Origin of the sequence: Algihabitans albus, assembly GCF_003572205.1 — a bacterium.
In the GTDB taxonomy this organism is placed as follows: domain Bacteria; phylum Pseudomonadota; class Alphaproteobacteria; order Kiloniellales; family DSM-21159; genus Algihabitans; species Algihabitans albus.
This window is the reverse complement of the sequence record NZ_QXNY01000001.1, coordinates 58,128-73,749: the sequence shown is the minus strand read 5'-3', so window position 1 is coordinate 73,749 and position 15,622 is coordinate 58,128. Positions and strand designations below refer to the sequence as shown.

The window sequence follows — 15,622 nt, the reverse complement described above, 5'->3', positions numbered from 1 at the left end:
TCGTGACGATCGTGCGGCTGCCGGCTCCGTCGGCGGCTGCACGCCTCGTGGTGCGGCAGTCTCGCTGAGTCCGGATCTCGCCGAGTCAGGATTTCACTGGGTCACACTCTCGCAGGGTCAGAAAAGGTAGGGACCGTGAGTATGACGGAACCGGTTGTCGAGCTTTCCGGCGTTTGGAAAGTATTCGGGACTCAGGCTGCGGAGACGATCGCCGCAGCGAAGGCCGATGGCATTTCCAAGTCCGAGGCGCTCGACCGCTTCGGGACCGTGATCGGCGTGCGCGACGCGAACTTCTCGGTCGCGCGCGGTGAGATCTTCTGCATCATGGGCCTGTCCGGGTCCGGCAAGTCGACGCTGGTGCGCCACGTCAACCGCTTGATCGAGCCGAGTGCCGGCACGATCAGGGTGCTCGGTCAGGAGGTTGGCGCGATGGCGCCGCCGGCGCTGCGCGAGATGCGTGCCCGGCACATCGGCATGGTTTTCCAGCATATGGCGCTGATGCCGCATCGCTCCGTTCGCGACAATGTCGCCTATCCGCTGGAAGTGCAGGGTGTGCCCAAGTCGCGCCGCTGGGCGGTCTCCGATCACACGCTCGGGCTGGTGAACCTGGAGGGCTACGAGGACCGGCTGCCTCAGGAGCTCTCGGGCGGAATGCAGCAGCGGGTCGGGATCGCACGGGCCTTGGCCTCCGACCCCGAGATTCTCTTGATGGACGAGCCCTTCTCCGCGCTCGACCCGCTGATCCGACTGCAGTTGCAGGACCAGTTCAAGCTGCTGGTGGACCAGCTGAAGAAGACGACCCTTTTCATCACCCACGATCTCGACGAGGCGATCCGCATCGGCGACCGCATCGCGATCATGAAGGACGGCGTCATCGTCCAGATCGGCACGCCCGAGGAAATCGTCACCCATCCCGCCGACGACTATGTGCGTGAGTTCGTGCAAGGCATCTCCCGGCTCAAACTGGTGCGGGCGCACACCATCATGGAGCCCTTGTCCGAGGCCGAGCGGATCGCGCTCAACGGCGCGCCCCGGGCCGACGGCAACACCGATCTCGACACGCTGATCGATCTCTCGGTCGCCGGCGAGTCTCCCGTCATCGTCACCGATGGCGGCAACGACGTCGGCGTCATTACGAAGGCCACCTTGCTGCGTGGTATTCAGGGAGGAAGCGGATGAAACCCCAGACTTCGCCGGAGCCGCCTGCCATCTCCGCCGTCGCCGACGTCAAGGTGGATCACGCCGAACTCGACGCCTCAATCGCCAGCTTCGTCGAGCGCAGTACGGCCTATTACGCCCGCGCCTTTCACCGTATTCACGACACCACGCGGGGTATTCCGCTGACCTTCAACTGGGCTGCCGCCCTCCTGGGCCCGATCTGGGCCGCCGGGCGCGGTGTCTGGGGTTTCTTCTGGGGCTTTTTGATCCTGGAAATCATCGCCTGGGTGCAGATCGGGCGCGGGACCTGGGGAGAACTGGGGGCGGACAACCTGGCTCAGGCGGCGCGTCAAGAAGCGCGCGCAGGGGATTTCCTCGAACGCGCCGAGGCAGCGCGGCTGGCGGGCGAGGATCCGACCCGTTTCGAGACCTTGGCCGGCAACCTTCTGCGCGCGGCCGAGCGCAGCCGCGAGACGGCGGCGGCCGCGGCGGCGGATGCCATGAGCATTCTGGTGACCGGTCTGGTCTTACTGCTGGTGCTCAAAGTGGCTCAGGGCGTCTGGGCCAACATCGCCTACGAGAAGCAGTACACCCGTTGGCGGATCGATCCGGACTCCGTCTTCTCGGGCGTGCGGCCGCGCAACGTCGTTCTGGGGATCGTCCTGGCCTTGGCCGTCGCCCCCCTGACGATCTACCGCTTCACCGTCGAAGACGTCTCGCCCTTGCTGACGGCCTTTCCAGCCGATCCGGATCACTACACGCTCTCGGCCCGCTGGCTCGAATCCCAGATCGATGCCGCGGCGCGCGGCGGTGCCGGAGCTTTCGACTCGATCGTCCTGGCCGTGCGCGGTGTTCTCGACACAATCTCGCTTGCCCTGATGGGCACGCCCTGGCCGGTGGTGATGACCGTGATCTGCGTCGTCGCCTGGCGCTCGGCGGGGCCGCGCGTTGCCATCTTCACCGCCGCGGCCCTGGCCTATATCGCCTTTCTCGGCTATTGGGAAATCGCGATGGAAACCGTGGCGCTGGTCGGGGCGGCGGTCGTCATCTGCGTGATTGCCGGGATTCCCTTCGGTATCTGGTTCGGCAAGTCCCAACGCGCCTATCGCTTCGCCGAGCCGGTGCTGGATCTGATGCAGACGCTGCCGGCCTTCGTCTATCTGATCCCGATCATCGCGTTTTTCGGGACCGGCAATCCGCCCGGCATTCTCGCCACCATCATCTTCGGCATGCCGCCGGTGATCCGTCTGACAGCGCTCGGCATACGCGGGGTGCCGGAGAGTATCAAGGAGGCGGCGAGCGCATTCGGTGCGTCGCGCTGGCAGATCCTCAAGGATGTCGAACTACCGCTCGCTCTGCCCTCGATCATGACCGGGGTCAATCAGACCATTCTGATGTGTCTGTCGATGGTGGTCATCATCTCGCTGATCGGCGGCGGCGGCCTCGGTCAAGTGATCCTGGAAGCTCTGCAGTTCGCGGCGAAGGGTCCCGGTTTGCTCGGCGGTTTCGCGATCCTGTTCGTTGCCATGGTGATCGACCGGATCGTCCAGGGCGCGTTTCGCCGGGCCGATCAGAAGTAGTCCCCAAAAGCAGTCTTAGAGACCGGAACGAAAGACCGACGATGACGATCGAATACCTCAAGAAGGCAACGGCGCCAACGGAGACGGCCGAGCGCGACCTGCGCGAGACGGTGCAGGGCCTGCTCGACGAAATCGAGCGGGGCGGCGACGAGGTCGCGCGGGCTTACGCGCGGAGGTTCGACCGCTGGGAGGGCGATGTCCTGGTGTCGGAGGAGACGATCGCCGCGGCGGAGTCTCAGCTCTCCGAAGATCTGAAGGCCGATCTCCGCTTCGCCCACGGCAATATCCGCCGTTTCGCCGAGGCGCAGAAGGCGACCATTTCGCCATGCCAGATCGAGGTCGTACCCGGCGTCTTCGCAGGCCAGAAGCATATCCCCGTCCAGACCGCCGGCTGCTACGTGCCCGGCGGCCGCTACAGTCACGTCGCCTCGGCGATCATGACCATCACCACGGCGAAGGTCGCAGGCGTCGAGCGCATTCTCGCCTGTTCGCCGCCGCAGCCGGGCATCGGCATCCCGCCCGCGATCCTCTACACCATGAAGCTCTGCGGCGCCGACAGGATCCTCAACCTGGGCGGCGTGCAGGGCGTGGCGGCGATGGCCTTCGGCCTGTTCGGCTTGCCGCCGGCCGATATCCTGGTCGGGCCGGGCAACCAGTACGTCGCGGAATCCAAGCGCCTGCTCTTCGGGCGGGTCGGCATCGACATGGTGGCGGGTCCGACCGACTCCATGGTGCTGGCGGACGAGACGGCGGACGCGGAAACCGTTGCCTGGGACCTGGTCAGCCAGGCCGAGCACGGCGCCAACTCTCCGGTCTGGCTGGCCACCACCGACCGCGGTCTGGCCGAGGCGGTGCTGCAACGGGCGCCGGAATTGATCGAGGCCCTGCCGGAGCTGAACGGCGCCAATGCCGAAGCGGCCTGGCGCGACCATGCCGAAGTGCTGCTCTGCAGCGACCGCGAGGCGATGGCGCAGGCGGCCGACAGCTATGCGCCGGAACATCTGCACGTCCAGGCGGCCGACCTCGACTGGTGGCTCAGCCGGCTACGCGCCTACGGCTCGCTGTTCCTGGGGGCCGAGACGACCGTCTCCATGGGCGACAAATGTACCGGACCGAACCACGTGCTGCCGACCTCGGGCGCCGCGCGTTACACGGGCGGGCTGTCGGTCCACAAGTTCATGAAGACCGTCACCTGGCAGCGCGGGACGGCGCAGGGCATCCGCGAAATCGCCGCGACGACCGCGCGCATCTCGCGCCTGGAAGGCATGGAGGGACATGCCCGCGCCGCCGATTTGCGCTGCGCGTCCTGATCGCTTTCACCGCAGATCCGATTTACGCCAGGCGCTACATCCCGGCCCAGTGGCGTAACTGCTCCAGGTAGGCGTTGAGGTCTTCGCGGGTCTCGTCTGCCTGGTCGCGCAGTCCGTTGTGGCAGTCCAGGAGCCGGGCGACGAGGAAGTCGCCGCGTCCGATCGCGTGGAGGTAGCCGGTCAGCGCCAGGCGCGCATGTTCCCAGTCGGCGAAGAGAGGGTCGCCGAAGTCGCTGCCTACCTCACGCATCAGCAGGTCGGACTCCTTCCAGGCCGTGCGGATGCCGTCGATGCAGGTCCCCAGGGCGATCGACGACGAAAAGTAGCTCCCGAACTCCCGCGCGAAGCCATGGCTCTGCAGAAGTTCCGGGAAGGCTTCATCCGCGCGTGTCGGCCGCTCGTGGTAGCGGGCAACGAAGTCCTCCTCCGTGAGGATTCTCAGCACTTGCTGCAATGCGCCGCAGTTGGCCCGGAAGCGCAGGCGCAGCGCCAGAAGCTGGCCGCCGACACCGTAGACCTTGTCGCTCTGGGCCGGCAGTGCGCCGGATCCTTCGATCAGGCTGGGCACTAACATCAGATCCCCCAAATTGTATCCCTTGCACAAATGACTACTACCTCATTCGGATAGGAGAGAGAAGCGCGGCGACTCGACCGGACGGTTCGACGTGAGACCTTTGCGAAACGGCACGAAGGCGTATGATTTGGTTAAAACCGCTCGATGGAGGAAAAAAAGCGATGCAGCCCGAAGAGATCCTCGCCTGCCCACCACGCGTTCTGAGCCAGGACCAGCGTGCCTTTTACCTTGAGAAAGGTTATCTGCTGGTTGACGAGCTGATCGATGCCGAGACCATCGCCGGCCTGAACCGTGTCACCGCGGCCTTCGTCGAGAAGAGCCGGGAGCGACGCGAAAGCGACGGTGTCTATGATCTGGCACCGGGACACTGCGCCGATGCGCCCCGCGTCCGCCGCCTCAAGACGCCGGACGCTCAGGACAAGGCTTACTGGGATTTCGCTTGCGGTTTGTTGGCGGACGTCGCGGCCGACCTGGTCGGGCCGAACGTCGCCTTTCACCATTCGAAACTGAACTTCAAATGGGCGGATTCCGATCCGACGGCCAACGCCGTTCGCTGGCACCAGGATGCTCCCTTCTATCCCCATACCAACTACAGCCCGCTGACCATTGGCACCTACCTGACCGATGTCGCAGCGGACGACGGACCGCTTATCGTGCTGCCGGGCAGCCACGACGGGCCGCTCTACGACCACTACGACGCGGCCGGGACCTGGACGGGGTGTCTGAGTGACGCGGATGCCGCCGGTCTCGACACCAGCCAAGCCCAGGTGCTGGCCGGGTCAGCCGGTTCCATCACCGTGCATAATTGCCGCAGCGTTCACGCTTCCGAGCCGGCGCGCAGTTCGACCGCACGACCGTTGCTGCTCAACGCCTACACCTCGGCCGATGCCTTTGCCTACACGGCCAATCCCTCGCGCTCCCGAAACGACCGGGCGCTCCTGCGTGGCGAGGCGGTGCGCTGGGCGCATCACGATCCGCGACCCGGCCAGGTACCGCCCGACTGGTCGAAAGGCTACACCTCGATCTTCGCGGCTCAGGCCGGAGAAGAGCAGGCGGCGGAGTAAGGCCGGCACCGGCGGTCTTCGAGAGCGAAACCCTTCGAGAGCGAAACCGCCGACCGGCCGGTCAGGCGGCCCTACGACCACCCACCGACCCTTCGCGGAGGAACCCGGATCTCAGCGCAGGGGTGCCAGCAGGTCGGCGACTTCCAACAGGATGAATTCGTTGTTGTCGGCCGTTCCGATCTCGCGACCGGTGGAGAAGGGCAGGTTGTTGTCGTTGGCCACGATGATGTGGCGGTCGTCGACCAGATCCACGTCTTCGATGGTCACAAAGGGGAAGGTGAAGACGCCGTCGATCGTTCCGCCGAGGGCGACGCCGTCGGGGTCGGCGATGTCTAGCAGATCGACGTAGCCGAGTTTGGCCACGTTGCCCTGGGCGTCGGTCTGGCCGAAGTCGACCAGGTAGACCCGTTTGAACTGGGCCGGTGCGTTGAAGCAATCGGGTGCCACGGCCCCATTGCAGCCCAGGCGCGGATCGCCCTCGTTGCCGTCGCGTTCGATCACCAGCGCCAAGGTCTCGCTGATCATGTTGAAATCGCCGATGTTGTGGCCGTCGGCCTCCAGGGTGTAGCGCCACTGGTTGTCGGTGAATTCGCCGGTCTCGACGTCCAGTTCGATGATCCGCAGCACCTGTTGGCCGTTCTGACGTTCCCAATCGCCGGCTTCGGCATCCCAGAGCGGGGCCTCGAACATCGGGCGTAGAAAGCGGCCGTCCATGGTCTGAGCCATGCCCTCGAAGCCGCGGCTGCGGCGGACCCGGAAGTCGACCGCTCCATCAGGCGTGGCGGGCAAGCTCAGGCTGTAGTGGTCCGGCGACTTGACGATCTCGCCCTCCACCTCGGTCTCGAGAAAGCGTACGACGCGGCCTTCCAGATCGGTGGCGAAGATGTAGGGGCCGAACTCGTCGCCGAACCAGATCAGATCGCCGACCGGCTGAATGCCCTCGAGATCGAAATCGCCTCCCGTCAGGTAGCGCGTGTCGGTCGCCTCCGTGACGATCCGGAAGGGCACCACCCCGTCAGGGTCGCGCAGAAAGATGGTCTCGAGCAGTTCAACACGTCCGCTCTCGAAGTCCGGCTTGACGCGCAGGGCCATCAGCATCGCGTCGGGCGAGTTCGCCTTGTTGCCGAAGCCATTGTCGATCAGGACCAGGAATTCCCCGCCGCCGAGTGTCTTGATGCCGGAAAAGCCCTGGATCGGCTGGCCGGTGAAAGGCAGGAACAGGCCGGTCATGCGCGGCGCGGCCGGATCGGACAGCCAGGTCTGGCCCTCGCGCGTGTAGAGGCTTTCGTCGCGCAGGTTCTCCGGCCCGGTGAACTTGCCGGAGGTGTGGAAGAGGCTGGGCGCGTCGGCCGGCGCCGGGACGAAGGTGCTGGCCGGCAAGGCGGCATGACCTACCAGTTTGGCCTCGAACTTGACGGCCTCCGCGGCGAGTGCGCTCGGCGCCGCAAGCAGAAAACTCGCGGCGACCAAGCCGCCGATCCTTCGCGTGAGTTGCATCTCCGCCTCCCTTGTTTGACGCCATACGACCGAAGGCGGCAAGCTAACGGCGGTAAATCACGACTCCATTGCGGCTGTATGACGCTTTCATGCCGCCCTCGACACAGCTTCGTGACGGCTTGCGGAATCGGGGGGCGGAGTCCCCTCTCTGGATTGGCAGTCAGCGGGACAGGGGCGGAGAGGCGAGGTCGCCAGGAGCGCTGTCTTTGGCCGGATCGTCCCGGTCCTTTTCGCCTTCGCAACGCCGGGCCAGCAGCGCCGCTTGGGTGCGGTTCTGTACACCCAGGCGTTCGAACAGGCCGTGCATGTGCACCTTCACCGTGGAATCCGAAATTCCCAGCCGGCGACCGATCTCCTTGTTCGCAAGACCGAGGCCGAGGCAGTGCAGAATCTCTTGCTGCCGCGGTGTCAGGGGCGGCAGTTCCGGCCTGTCCTTGGCCCCCGGTGCGGAGCAGCCCTCTGCGCTTGCGGCGTGCAACGCGGCTTCGTTCGGCAGGAAGCGCGCGAAGGCTTCGCTTGCGGCCGTCAGCTCATCGGGGAAGAACTCTCCCCCCGCCAGGACCGTTTCCAGCGCCGCGAGCAAGGTGTCGGGCGAGTCCGCCTTGCAGACATAACCGTGGGCACCCTGTTGTCTGGCCGAGCGGATAACGGAGACTGCGCGGGACGAGGAGAAGACGATCAGCGGGACTTCCCCCGACTTGCGAGTCACGGTCGTGAGATTATGAGACGGACTGAGATCGGGCATGTCCAGATCGACGACGATAAGATCCGTACGTCCCATCTCCAAAGCCAACAGAAGGGCGTCATAGGTGCCGACACGACGGATATCGGCCTCTGCTCCATAGCGGTCGCGCAGCAAGGATGCTGTCGCATCGCGCACCATGGGATGGTCGTCGGCGATTATCGCGCGCATCGTTTCCTCCCCGCTTGCCCCACGCGTTTGAGAGTTCTTCTTTTTTAGTTGTCTTAGAAACTCGTCAAACGAGCGCCGCCGGAGCAACTCTTCAAGTGAAGTTCATGTCTTCTTTGGCGCTGTGACAAAATTCAGACCTGTCACTTGTTTGATTTTATAATTGATCATTTGGATAGTTCGATCCACCGTTTCTTACGATCTACCTCTTTCTGGCCAGATACCCCCTTGGGAAAAAAGCCGTTCTACAGGGAGTAGAGCGAGGAGCCGGACAGACAGGTGATCTCGCTTGCGACCCAAGCGAAACTGACCGGCATGACGCAAGGATTTCGACAACTTCTGCTGGTTTCGACTCTGGCCGTTTCGACGATTGCCCTATCTGGCTGCGTGGCACTTACCATCGCCGGTATCGCGACCAACGTCCTGAGCTCCGCGATCGGCGGCGGTGCTGGAGCGCCGGAGGGCGCGACCGCTCCCGGCGCGCAGATTCAACAGGCTCTCTCCAGACTGGACGATCAGGTCTCGCCAAGCTGCACCGCGCGCTTGGCCGGGCTGCGCGTCGAACAGGATGGTTCCAGGGGTGCCGGCGACGGGGCCAGGGCGGCAGGCGTCTGGGGCGAGTCCGACTGGCGGTTCGAAAGCCTCGACCGGAGCCCGAAGCCGGCGGACATGCCGCTTTCGGCACCCCGTCCGCTGCCGCGCGAATTCAGCGGCCCTCCGGCGCCCGCGCCCTCGTCGCCACCAAGTGTGACATCAGATGCGCCATCAGGTGCAACACCGGGCGCGTTTCAGACGGCGGCGGCTCGGCAGGAGAGCGTTTCGGGTAAGCGTTGCAGTGTGCGCCCGGCGTGTCTGCCGGGGATGGCTGCGCCGGTCTCCATGATGGTCTGCGAAGGCAACGACCAGGGCGGGCCGGCGGAGGTGCCGCAAGGCGTCCGAGCGCCGCTCGGCGCGCAGAGGGCCGCAGGCGCCCGCTAAAACAAGGCGTCGCCCGCCACTCTTTCGCAGCCTCCCTTTTCAAGGCTTGGAGCGATGCCGGGCGTGGGGCAGGATTCGTAATGCAGTCCCAGCTAAAGTAAAAGGGCGAGACGGCTTTCACCGTCTCGCCCTTGGCCTGCCGAAGGAACGTTTCGGATCTATTGGACGGACGATGGATCGCCGTCCCCGCCGGCGGAATCGCTGCCGCCGTTCAGATCGTTCAGCGCGTTCGAGAGGCTGCCGTCGCCTTGATTGTTCTGCGTCGAGTCGACGTCGGAGCTGGCGCCCTGATCGCCGATCGCGTCCTGATCGGCGCCGACGTTGCCGGTCGAGTTGTTCAGGATCACGCAGGCCGAGTTGGCGTCGGCGTTCGCGGTACCCGAGTCGCCGCCGCAGATCAGATTGGTCACGTTGTAGTCGAGACCGCTGCTGCCGGACGAGGTCCTGCCGCTGTTGTCGAACATACCGCTTTCCGCCTGCTTCATGATGACCGCCAGCGAGGCGCGGTCGCGCCCGGCAAAGCCGAAGGGGCGCTCGTACATCTGCGCGGCTGCGGGCGGGATCGTCAGGATCAGTGCCGCTAGAAGCAGCGGGACCGGCGAGATCGTGACGCCGGCGGCGGCCGTTCTGGTGAGCTTCGTCATGGTTATGTCCCTTTCCGTGAAACGGTGACAGGCAAGGGGTCCAAAGGAAATGAGGGAAGCCGGCTTGCCGGCTTCCCTCGAAGGTCAGGTTGGCACTTACTCGTCGCCGTTCGGGCTGAGCGGCGAGGAGACGGAAACGTTCAGGTTGTTGCCGATCGCCGTTGCGCTGGAGTTGACCAGGGCGCGGTCGATCTGCCCGAGCTTGATGTAGTTGTCGACCGTGACACCGCCGACCTGGGAGTTGGCGGTGATGTTGGCGTAGGCGAACTGGTTGACGTCGGCGAGCAGAGCCGCGTCGTCCGGGGTCGCTGCGTCGACCGTGATCGACTTGTTGTTGCCGATCGCCGCCGCCGAGCTGTCCACCGAGGCGTTCAGGATGTTGTAGACCTGGGAGTCGGCGGAGATTTCCGCTTGCTCCAGGCCGCCCAAGGCCGCGGCGGTCATCAGGGTCAACGTGGTTGCCAACCCGGTGTTCACGCCCTCGTGCAGCAGGTGACCCCAAAGGGAGCCGGCGGCGTAGAGAGCGTAGAGATCCCCGTCGGTTTCGACGGACATGCTGTGGGTCATCGTCTCCGTTTCGAAACTGTTGGAGGACGCAGCCTCCGAAGCCTGGTTGAATGCCCAGGTCTTGCTCCCCTCCAGGGCCAGGCTGGCCGCCGTCGTGGACTCGAAGTTGGCCGCGTTCTCGGAGGTCGAGGAAGCGGTTTCCGAGGCCGACAGTGTGCCTTCGGCGGTCAGGTCGGCTGTGGCTTCGAAGTCGGCCGTGCCGTCGAACTCGCCGGTCGCGTTTGCCGTAAGGCTGGCGAACTTCAAGTTCTTCTCCAGGTCGGCGTCGAAGGTGCCCTCGAAGTCGGCCGTTCCCTCGGCGTCGAGCGAGGCGGTCTTCGCGAAGTCGGCGTTCAGGTCATGCGAGCTGTTCCAGGTCGCCGAACTCGTTTCGCTTGCGGACTCGTTGGCTGCGTAGTCCCAATTGAAGGATCCGCCGAGCGACGCCGTCTTGGCGAGGTCCCAAGACTCGGAGGAGCTGTCCATTTCGGACTGGCTCGTGGTCGTCTTCTCCTCCGTCACGGTGAAGCTCCCCAGCGGCTCGTCCTCGTCCGCGTTGAAGAGGATCTGCGTGTCGTGCACATCGGTCTTCACCGCACTGGTGATGTTGGCGTTGTTGCCGACGGCCACCGCGGCACTGACGACCTCGGGCAGTTCCACGGTCGCGTCGAAGGCCATCGCCTCGCCGGGGATCTCGACTTCGACGATGAAGTCGGCCGTACCGGTGAAGTCGCCGGCCGGATCGATACCCGAGTTGTTGATGGTGTCCGACACGTCCGCGAGAACGTTGTCCTCGGAATCGGTGACCTGCGCATCGGCGAGGGCTTCGAGTGTGGTGTCGCCGGTGGCGGAGGCTTCGCCGGTCAGAGTCAGGGTCAGAGGCACTGCGACGGTGCCGCCTTCGCCCGCGGGCTGATTGTTGGTCACGTCGGTGACGAGCGACGTGGCAGTCACGTCGCCGATGTGGATCTGCCAATCCTCGACCACGACGAGGCCGCTCGGCTCCAGATCGGCCGCGAAGGTGAATTGCTGGGTGATGTCGGTATCCACATCGAGGTCCCAGCTCCAGTTGAGCTCGTCGAAGGCGAAGGCCTGCGACGATCCCAGAGCGGCAGCGGCGACGATCGCCGTGCCTGCCAGAAGGCGATATTTGATCATCTCACGACTACTCCTGTTTCGTTTGGTTCGCTTCAGGATTCGAACCGCTTCAGGTGTTCGCCCATGAAGTCGGTCTTCACGAGGTCGCACCCATCACTGGCCGGCAGACCGAGGAAGTCCGTCATGATCTGGTAGACGGCCATCTCGACCACCGAGCGAACGCCGAGCTGAAGCGGTTCGTTTTGGATCCGCCCGGCGTCGAATTCGACCAGGGTGTCTCCGAAGAAACGGAAGATGTTGGCCTCGACTTCGAAGCCGTAGATCTGTTTCTGCAGAGAGGTGACGTAGGGGACAGAGAAGTTGCGCGAGTTGATGACGCGCAGATCGAGCGCGACGTTGATCACGACCGTACGCACGCCGCCGCCGATGCCCTTGACGAAGAGCTGGGCACCCTCGCTGACGATGTTGTAGTTCAACTCCGTCAGGGCGCCGACCAGCACGAAGTCGGAGGCCGGGAGCTGCCCGTAGTCTTCGATCTGGCGATTGAGTCGCCCCTGTTCGGACAGACGCACTTCAGCGAGCGGGATTCGCAGATCGAAGCGCTCGACCATCCGCGCCTTGCCCGTCTTGTAGAGAGCGGAGATCATCATCTCCGTGGAGCCCTGGGTCAGCGCGTGGCCGTTTTCGTCGTAGTTGATCTGACCGGTCTTGTCGGCGATCTCGCCGACCGCGAAGATCGGCAGGTTGTTGCCCGGCAAGTCCCTGAGGGTCCCCAGGCAGGTGCTGTAAGGGGTCTGGTTGTCGGTCACCGGGAACGAGAAGGTCGGCTCGACGCCGTTGTTCGGATAGGGGCCGGTCGAGCAGCCCGCCAACAGAAGGGCGCCTGCGACGGCGGCGGCCGTCCCGAGCTTGCCCAGTGCCCTATTCATGTCCTGGCCCTCCCGCTGCCCTGGATCTCCGGCTCGCGCTTGGGGGGGGCTTTCGTCCTCCCTCCGAAGGCCGGGACCCGAAGGCCCGGACCCGAAGCGCGAGCAACGCTAATTGCTTGAACCCAAGTATCGGCGGAGGCGTGCCGTGGCGGACAGATGGCAAACGGGCGTCGATCGAGGGCGTTCGGTCGAGTGGGCGCGCGCAACCGGATAACGCCATCGCCGCCGGACGAGGCCGCCTGTCCGAACGGCGGATCGCCGAATGGGCAAGCGTCTATCCACTTGCGCCATGCCGGACGAATCCGGTGCAGGCTTCTGTCCGGTCAGACACTTGGAGGGCGGCTTGGCCGGCCGCTTAACTGAGGTCGGCGCCGACGTACCGGTTGGCAGGCTGCGGCCCGTCAGTCGGAGAAAAACAAGAAAGCAGGGAGTGGCGCGTAACATGCGGGTGCTATTGATCGGAGCCGACCGAAGTCCGGCGACCCTGGCCGAAGAGCGACTGCGCGCGCTCGGCGCCGTCCAGGTCGAACGCGCGTCGCGCCTGTCCAGCACGCTGCTGGGACGCCTGCGGAGCGATCGCCGGGCCTACCATGCGGCCGTCGTCTGGCACGAACTGCTCGAGTCTCTGGATCGCCTGAGCCTGCGGGACTACGCGGCGCTCTCGCGCCGGATGCCGATCATCGCCTTGATGTCGCTCGGCGACTGGACTCGGGGTCGCTCCGGCGCCGTACTCGCGGACGGATGGGTTTTTCTGGAGGCGGACCTGGCGGAGCTGCCGACGATCGTTCGGCTCGCCGAAGCCGGTTACTGGACCGCCCCGAACTCCCTGGTCGGGCCGCAGCGCCACTCTCTGCGGCGACGGCAGGCGGTGCTTGCTCTTTCCATCGATCAGATCAAGGTTCTCGGCCAACTGGCCGGCGGCCATAGCAATCGGGAGATCGCCCGGCAGTTGCGCCTGTCGGAAGCCGCCGTGAAGAAGACTGTGCATGATATCATCAGGCACCTGGGTCTCTCGAACCGGACCCAGGCGGCCGTCATGGCCTTCTCGGTGCGTCTCGGCCGTGACGCAATGGCCCCCGAGAGACCGCACCTACCGGTTTGACGGCACATCTCGGCTTCGCAGCCCAAACTGTCAGCTCTATCCAGCAAGCGAGCGACGTCGCCGGATCGCGGAACGATCCGGCGACTCTTCGAAGATCCGAAGATCTCCTCTATTCGGCGGCGAGAGACGCCGCCGCGAGTCCTTTGGAGCTGTCCGGACCGCTGCTGCGCTTAAGTGCCCAGATCGCCGCCTGCGTGCGGTTGCCGGCGTCGGTTTTCTTGAGGATCGACTTGAGGTGAACCTTTACGGTGGACTCGGTGATCTCGAGCCTTCGCGCGATCAGTTTGTTCGAGTCTCCATTCACCAGACAGCGCAGCACCTGCGCCTCGCGATCCGACAGATTGTGCGCCCGAATCCGCTCCATGCAGATCTGCGGTTCGACAAGCTGCCGGGAGTAGTCGACGATGATGGAGGCTAGGCGCGACGGGAATACCTTCTCGCCGAGACGCAGAAGCCGCAGGCTGTCTGCCAGGGATTGCTGTGAGATATCCTCCAGAAGATAGCCATCGAGCCCTGCGGCGAAGCAGCGGCTCATGGTGTCGATGTTGATGTCGTTGGTCATCAGCACGATGCGGGCATTCTCAAAATAGCCCCGTCCGCGCGTCACCAGATCGACCGCATTCTCCCGCTGCCCGGAAACGTCGATCAGCAGAATCATCTGTCCGTCGTCCTCGAAGAGGCGTCCGCAATTGTGCAAATCGGTGAGCGACACGGCCTGTACGATCTCGCCGAGTTCCATCTCCAACAGCAGGCTGGCGAGGCCGGCGCGGAACAGCGTGTTCTGGCTCACCAACACGACGACACTGTTTGTTTGTACGGTTCCCATCTCTTTTGGCTTCCTTCCTGTTGCCGGCCGGCTCCCCAAAAAGCGCCGTCAAGTTCCACCTTCCTGGTGTTCCGTCCCGCCAGTTTTTCTCAATCCGGAATCGGGAGCTCCGTCGCTCCGCCATCCGGCCGGGTCGCAGGCTCTTTGTTTCGGGAGCCGACGACCCTTCGTGCCCCTCTACTCCTTTTGCCGGTCGAGCCAGCCTTTCTGTACGGGGCATCGTTATAGGATGCCTCCCTCTCCCGACACGCGCCATTGGCTTGACGGGCTAGACCGGCCGGCAGGCCCGCCGGCCGGCTCCAGCCCCCGAAAGTCGATCCTCTTCGGGGTTTTGGAGCCTGCTCGGCCGATCCGGTGGGATGCGAACTGGGCCGGTTCGACTAGATCGACGGTACTAGTCCGTCTCGAAGGTTGTCGAACGCGAAAACCCCGGCCTCGAACGCCCTAGGAGCGAGACCGGCGGATCAAGCGTCTCGATAGTCGACTCCGCAGCGGTCGACCCTAAAGCGTTCGAACGGGCCGAACCGGCTGCGGGCTTACTTCACGAGACCGTTGGCGGCGGAGAAGCCCATCAAGGAGATCGGGGCGATCACCATGCGATCGCCCGCCTTATAGGCGACCACGCCGCCGCGGGCCGTGGCGAAGGCCGCCTCGACCGACGCTTGCTGTGTCGCCGCGACCGCCGCCTGACAGGCTTGCGGATCGCAGTCGGAGATCGTCAAGCCGGCCTGCCAACCGCTGTCGAGGCGGACGGCCAGAGGCTCGCCCAGGTGGCTGTTGGGACTGACGCGGAAGGCCATGCGCTTGCCGCCGCCCTCGGCCGCCGTGCCGATGACCAGTTGGACGCCCTGACCGTCGTAGTGCGCGGCGCAGCCGCTGCCGCCGCAGGTGACCTTCCAATCCTGCACGGTTTTGGTCTCGGCGACCGCCGGCCCGGCCGAAAGCGCCGCGAGCGCCAGCACCGCGCAGACCGTGGAGCGCAGATTGCCTCTGCCCGGATTCTCTGTGCCTAGGAGGTTACGAATCTTGTCCATGGAGACTTCTCCCGTTGCTGGAAAGGCCGCTCCTGGAAAAACCGCGCGAGACAGCGTCGCCGTTCCTGGTGCGATTGCCGGGGTCACGCTAGGAGGCGGGGGAAGGCTCTCGCAATTCTCCGGCCAGACGGGCCGGCTGCGGCCGGCGAGGTAGAAGCCCCTCGAAAGAGGTGGAGATCGGCGCAGACTACCTCGAACGTTCGGGGAGATGCCGTCGCATCGGGATGGTCTGGGGCGGGGATCGTTGAGACCCTGCCGCGAAGCGCCCATCATACAGTCTGTCGTGGCGCGAAGGCGATCTCCGCCGCCGCCGGCAGCGACGCAAGTCCGGCGAATTTCGTTGCCCAATCATCGGCCGCCCATCGGGAGATT

General features: G+C 64.9%; 14 protein-coding genes. 6 read left to right on the top strand and 8 right to left on the bottom strand.

The features are described from left to right. The first annotated feature begins 141 nt into the window (after positions 1-141). From DBZ32_RS00345 to hisD, 3 genes are read left to right on the top strand one after another with little or no spacing between them, the layout of a single operon-like run. A complete protein-coding gene (locus tag DBZ32_RS00345; RefSeq protein ID WP_119165140.1) occupies positions 142-1,179 on the top strand; it encodes a quaternary amine ABC transporter ATP-binding protein in 1,038 nt (345 codons plus the stop codon). Then, complete coding sequence (locus DBZ32_RS00340; RefSeq protein WP_119165139.1) at positions 1,176-2,738, top strand: ABC transporter permease; 1,563 nt, start codon at positions 1,176-1,178, stop codon at positions 2,736-2,738. The genes DBZ32_RS00345 and DBZ32_RS00340 overlap by 4 nt, the downstream gene beginning before the upstream one ends. Before the next feature lie 41 nt (positions 2,739-2,779). After that, positions 2,780-4,048: a histidinol dehydrogenase gene (hisD, locus tag DBZ32_RS00335; RefSeq protein WP_119165138.1), complete on the top strand. Its 1,269-nt coding sequence runs from the start codon at positions 2,780-2,782 to the stop codon at positions 4,046-4,048. Positions 4,049-4,082: 34 nt separating this feature from the next. Here the strand turns inward: hisD and DBZ32_RS00330 are convergent, their stop codons facing one another. Next, complete coding sequence (locus DBZ32_RS00330; RefSeq protein WP_162906491.1) at positions 4,083-4,616, bottom strand: hypothetical protein; 534 nt, start codon at positions 4,614-4,616, stop codon at positions 4,083-4,085. 167 nt (positions 4,617-4,783) lie between these two features. Here DBZ32_RS00330 and DBZ32_RS00325 point away from each other — a divergent pair, with 167 nt between their 5' ends. After that, the gene (locus DBZ32_RS00325; RefSeq protein ID WP_119165136.1) at positions 4,784-5,686 is read left to right on the top strand and encodes a phytanoyl-CoA dioxygenase family protein; all 903 of its coding nucleotides are present in this window, start codon (positions 4,784-4,786) and stop codon (positions 5,684-5,686) included. Positions 5,687-5,797: 111 nt separating this feature from the next. Here DBZ32_RS00325 and DBZ32_RS00320 read toward each other — a convergent pair whose 3' ends face one another. Together DBZ32_RS00320 and DBZ32_RS00315 are read right to left on the bottom strand one after the other, a co-directional pair. Continuing rightward, the gene (locus DBZ32_RS00320; RefSeq protein WP_119165135.1) at positions 5,798-7,183 is read right to left on the bottom strand and encodes an esterase-like activity of phytase family protein; all 1,386 of its coding nucleotides are present in this window, start codon (positions 7,181-7,183) and stop codon (positions 5,798-5,800) included. Between the two features lie 160 nt (positions 7,184-7,343). After that, positions 7,344-8,096: a LuxR C-terminal-related transcriptional regulator gene (locus tag DBZ32_RS00315; RefSeq protein WP_119165134.1), complete on the bottom strand. Its 753-nt coding sequence runs from the start codon at positions 8,094-8,096 to the stop codon at positions 7,344-7,346. A 276-nt stretch (positions 8,097-8,372) separates the two neighbouring features. On the opposite strand from DBZ32_RS00315, the gene DBZ32_RS00310 reads away from it, so the two are divergent. Further along, on the top strand, positions 8,373-9,071 hold the full coding sequence (locus DBZ32_RS00310; RefSeq protein ID WP_119165133.1) for a hypothetical protein: 699 nt from the start codon (positions 8,373-8,375) through the stop codon (positions 9,069-9,071). 158 nt (positions 9,072-9,229) lie between these two features. Here DBZ32_RS00310 and DBZ32_RS00305 read toward each other — a convergent pair whose 3' ends face one another. The 3 genes from DBZ32_RS00305 to DBZ32_RS00295 all read right to left on the bottom strand — a co-directional run bounded on the left by DBZ32_RS00305 (position 9,230) and on the right by DBZ32_RS00295 (position 12,288). Continuing rightward, positions 9,230-9,715 carry a hypothetical protein gene (locus DBZ32_RS00305; RefSeq protein ID WP_119165132.1) on the bottom strand — a complete coding sequence of 162 codons (486 nt, stop codon included), beginning with the start codon at positions 9,713-9,715 and terminating at the stop codon, positions 9,230-9,232. Positions 9,716-9,811: 96 nt separating this feature from the next. After that, complete coding sequence (locus tag DBZ32_RS00300; RefSeq protein WP_119165131.1) at positions 9,812-11,419, bottom strand: hypothetical protein; 1,608 nt, start codon at positions 11,417-11,419, stop codon at positions 9,812-9,814. Positions 11,420-11,451: 32 nt separating this feature from the next. Beyond that, positions 11,452-12,288: a CsgG/HfaB family protein gene (locus tag DBZ32_RS00295; RefSeq protein ID WP_119165130.1), complete on the bottom strand. Its 837-nt coding sequence runs from the start codon at positions 12,286-12,288 to the stop codon at positions 11,452-11,454. A 430-nt stretch (positions 12,289-12,718) separates the two neighbouring features. On the opposite strand from DBZ32_RS00295, the gene DBZ32_RS00290 reads away from it, so the two are divergent. Then, on the top strand, positions 12,719-13,390 hold the full coding sequence (locus tag DBZ32_RS00290) for a helix-turn-helix transcriptional regulator (protein WP_162906490.1): 672 nt from the start codon (positions 12,719-12,721) through the stop codon (positions 13,388-13,390). A 109-nt stretch (positions 13,391-13,499) separates the two neighbouring features. Here DBZ32_RS00290 and DBZ32_RS00285 read toward each other — a convergent pair whose 3' ends face one another. Together DBZ32_RS00285 and DBZ32_RS21975 are read right to left on the bottom strand one after the other, a co-directional pair. Further along, entirely contained in the window at positions 13,500-14,216 is a 717-nt protein-coding gene (locus DBZ32_RS00285) for a LuxR C-terminal-related transcriptional regulator (RefSeq protein ID WP_119165128.1), read from the bottom strand. A gap of 536 nt (positions 14,217-14,752) precedes the next feature. After that, positions 14,753-15,250, bottom strand: coding sequence for an invasion associated locus B family protein (locus DBZ32_RS21975; RefSeq protein ID WP_162906489.1), 498 nt, complete (start codon positions 15,248-15,250; stop codon positions 14,753-14,755). Between the last annotated feature and the right edge of the window lie 372 nt (positions 15,251-15,622).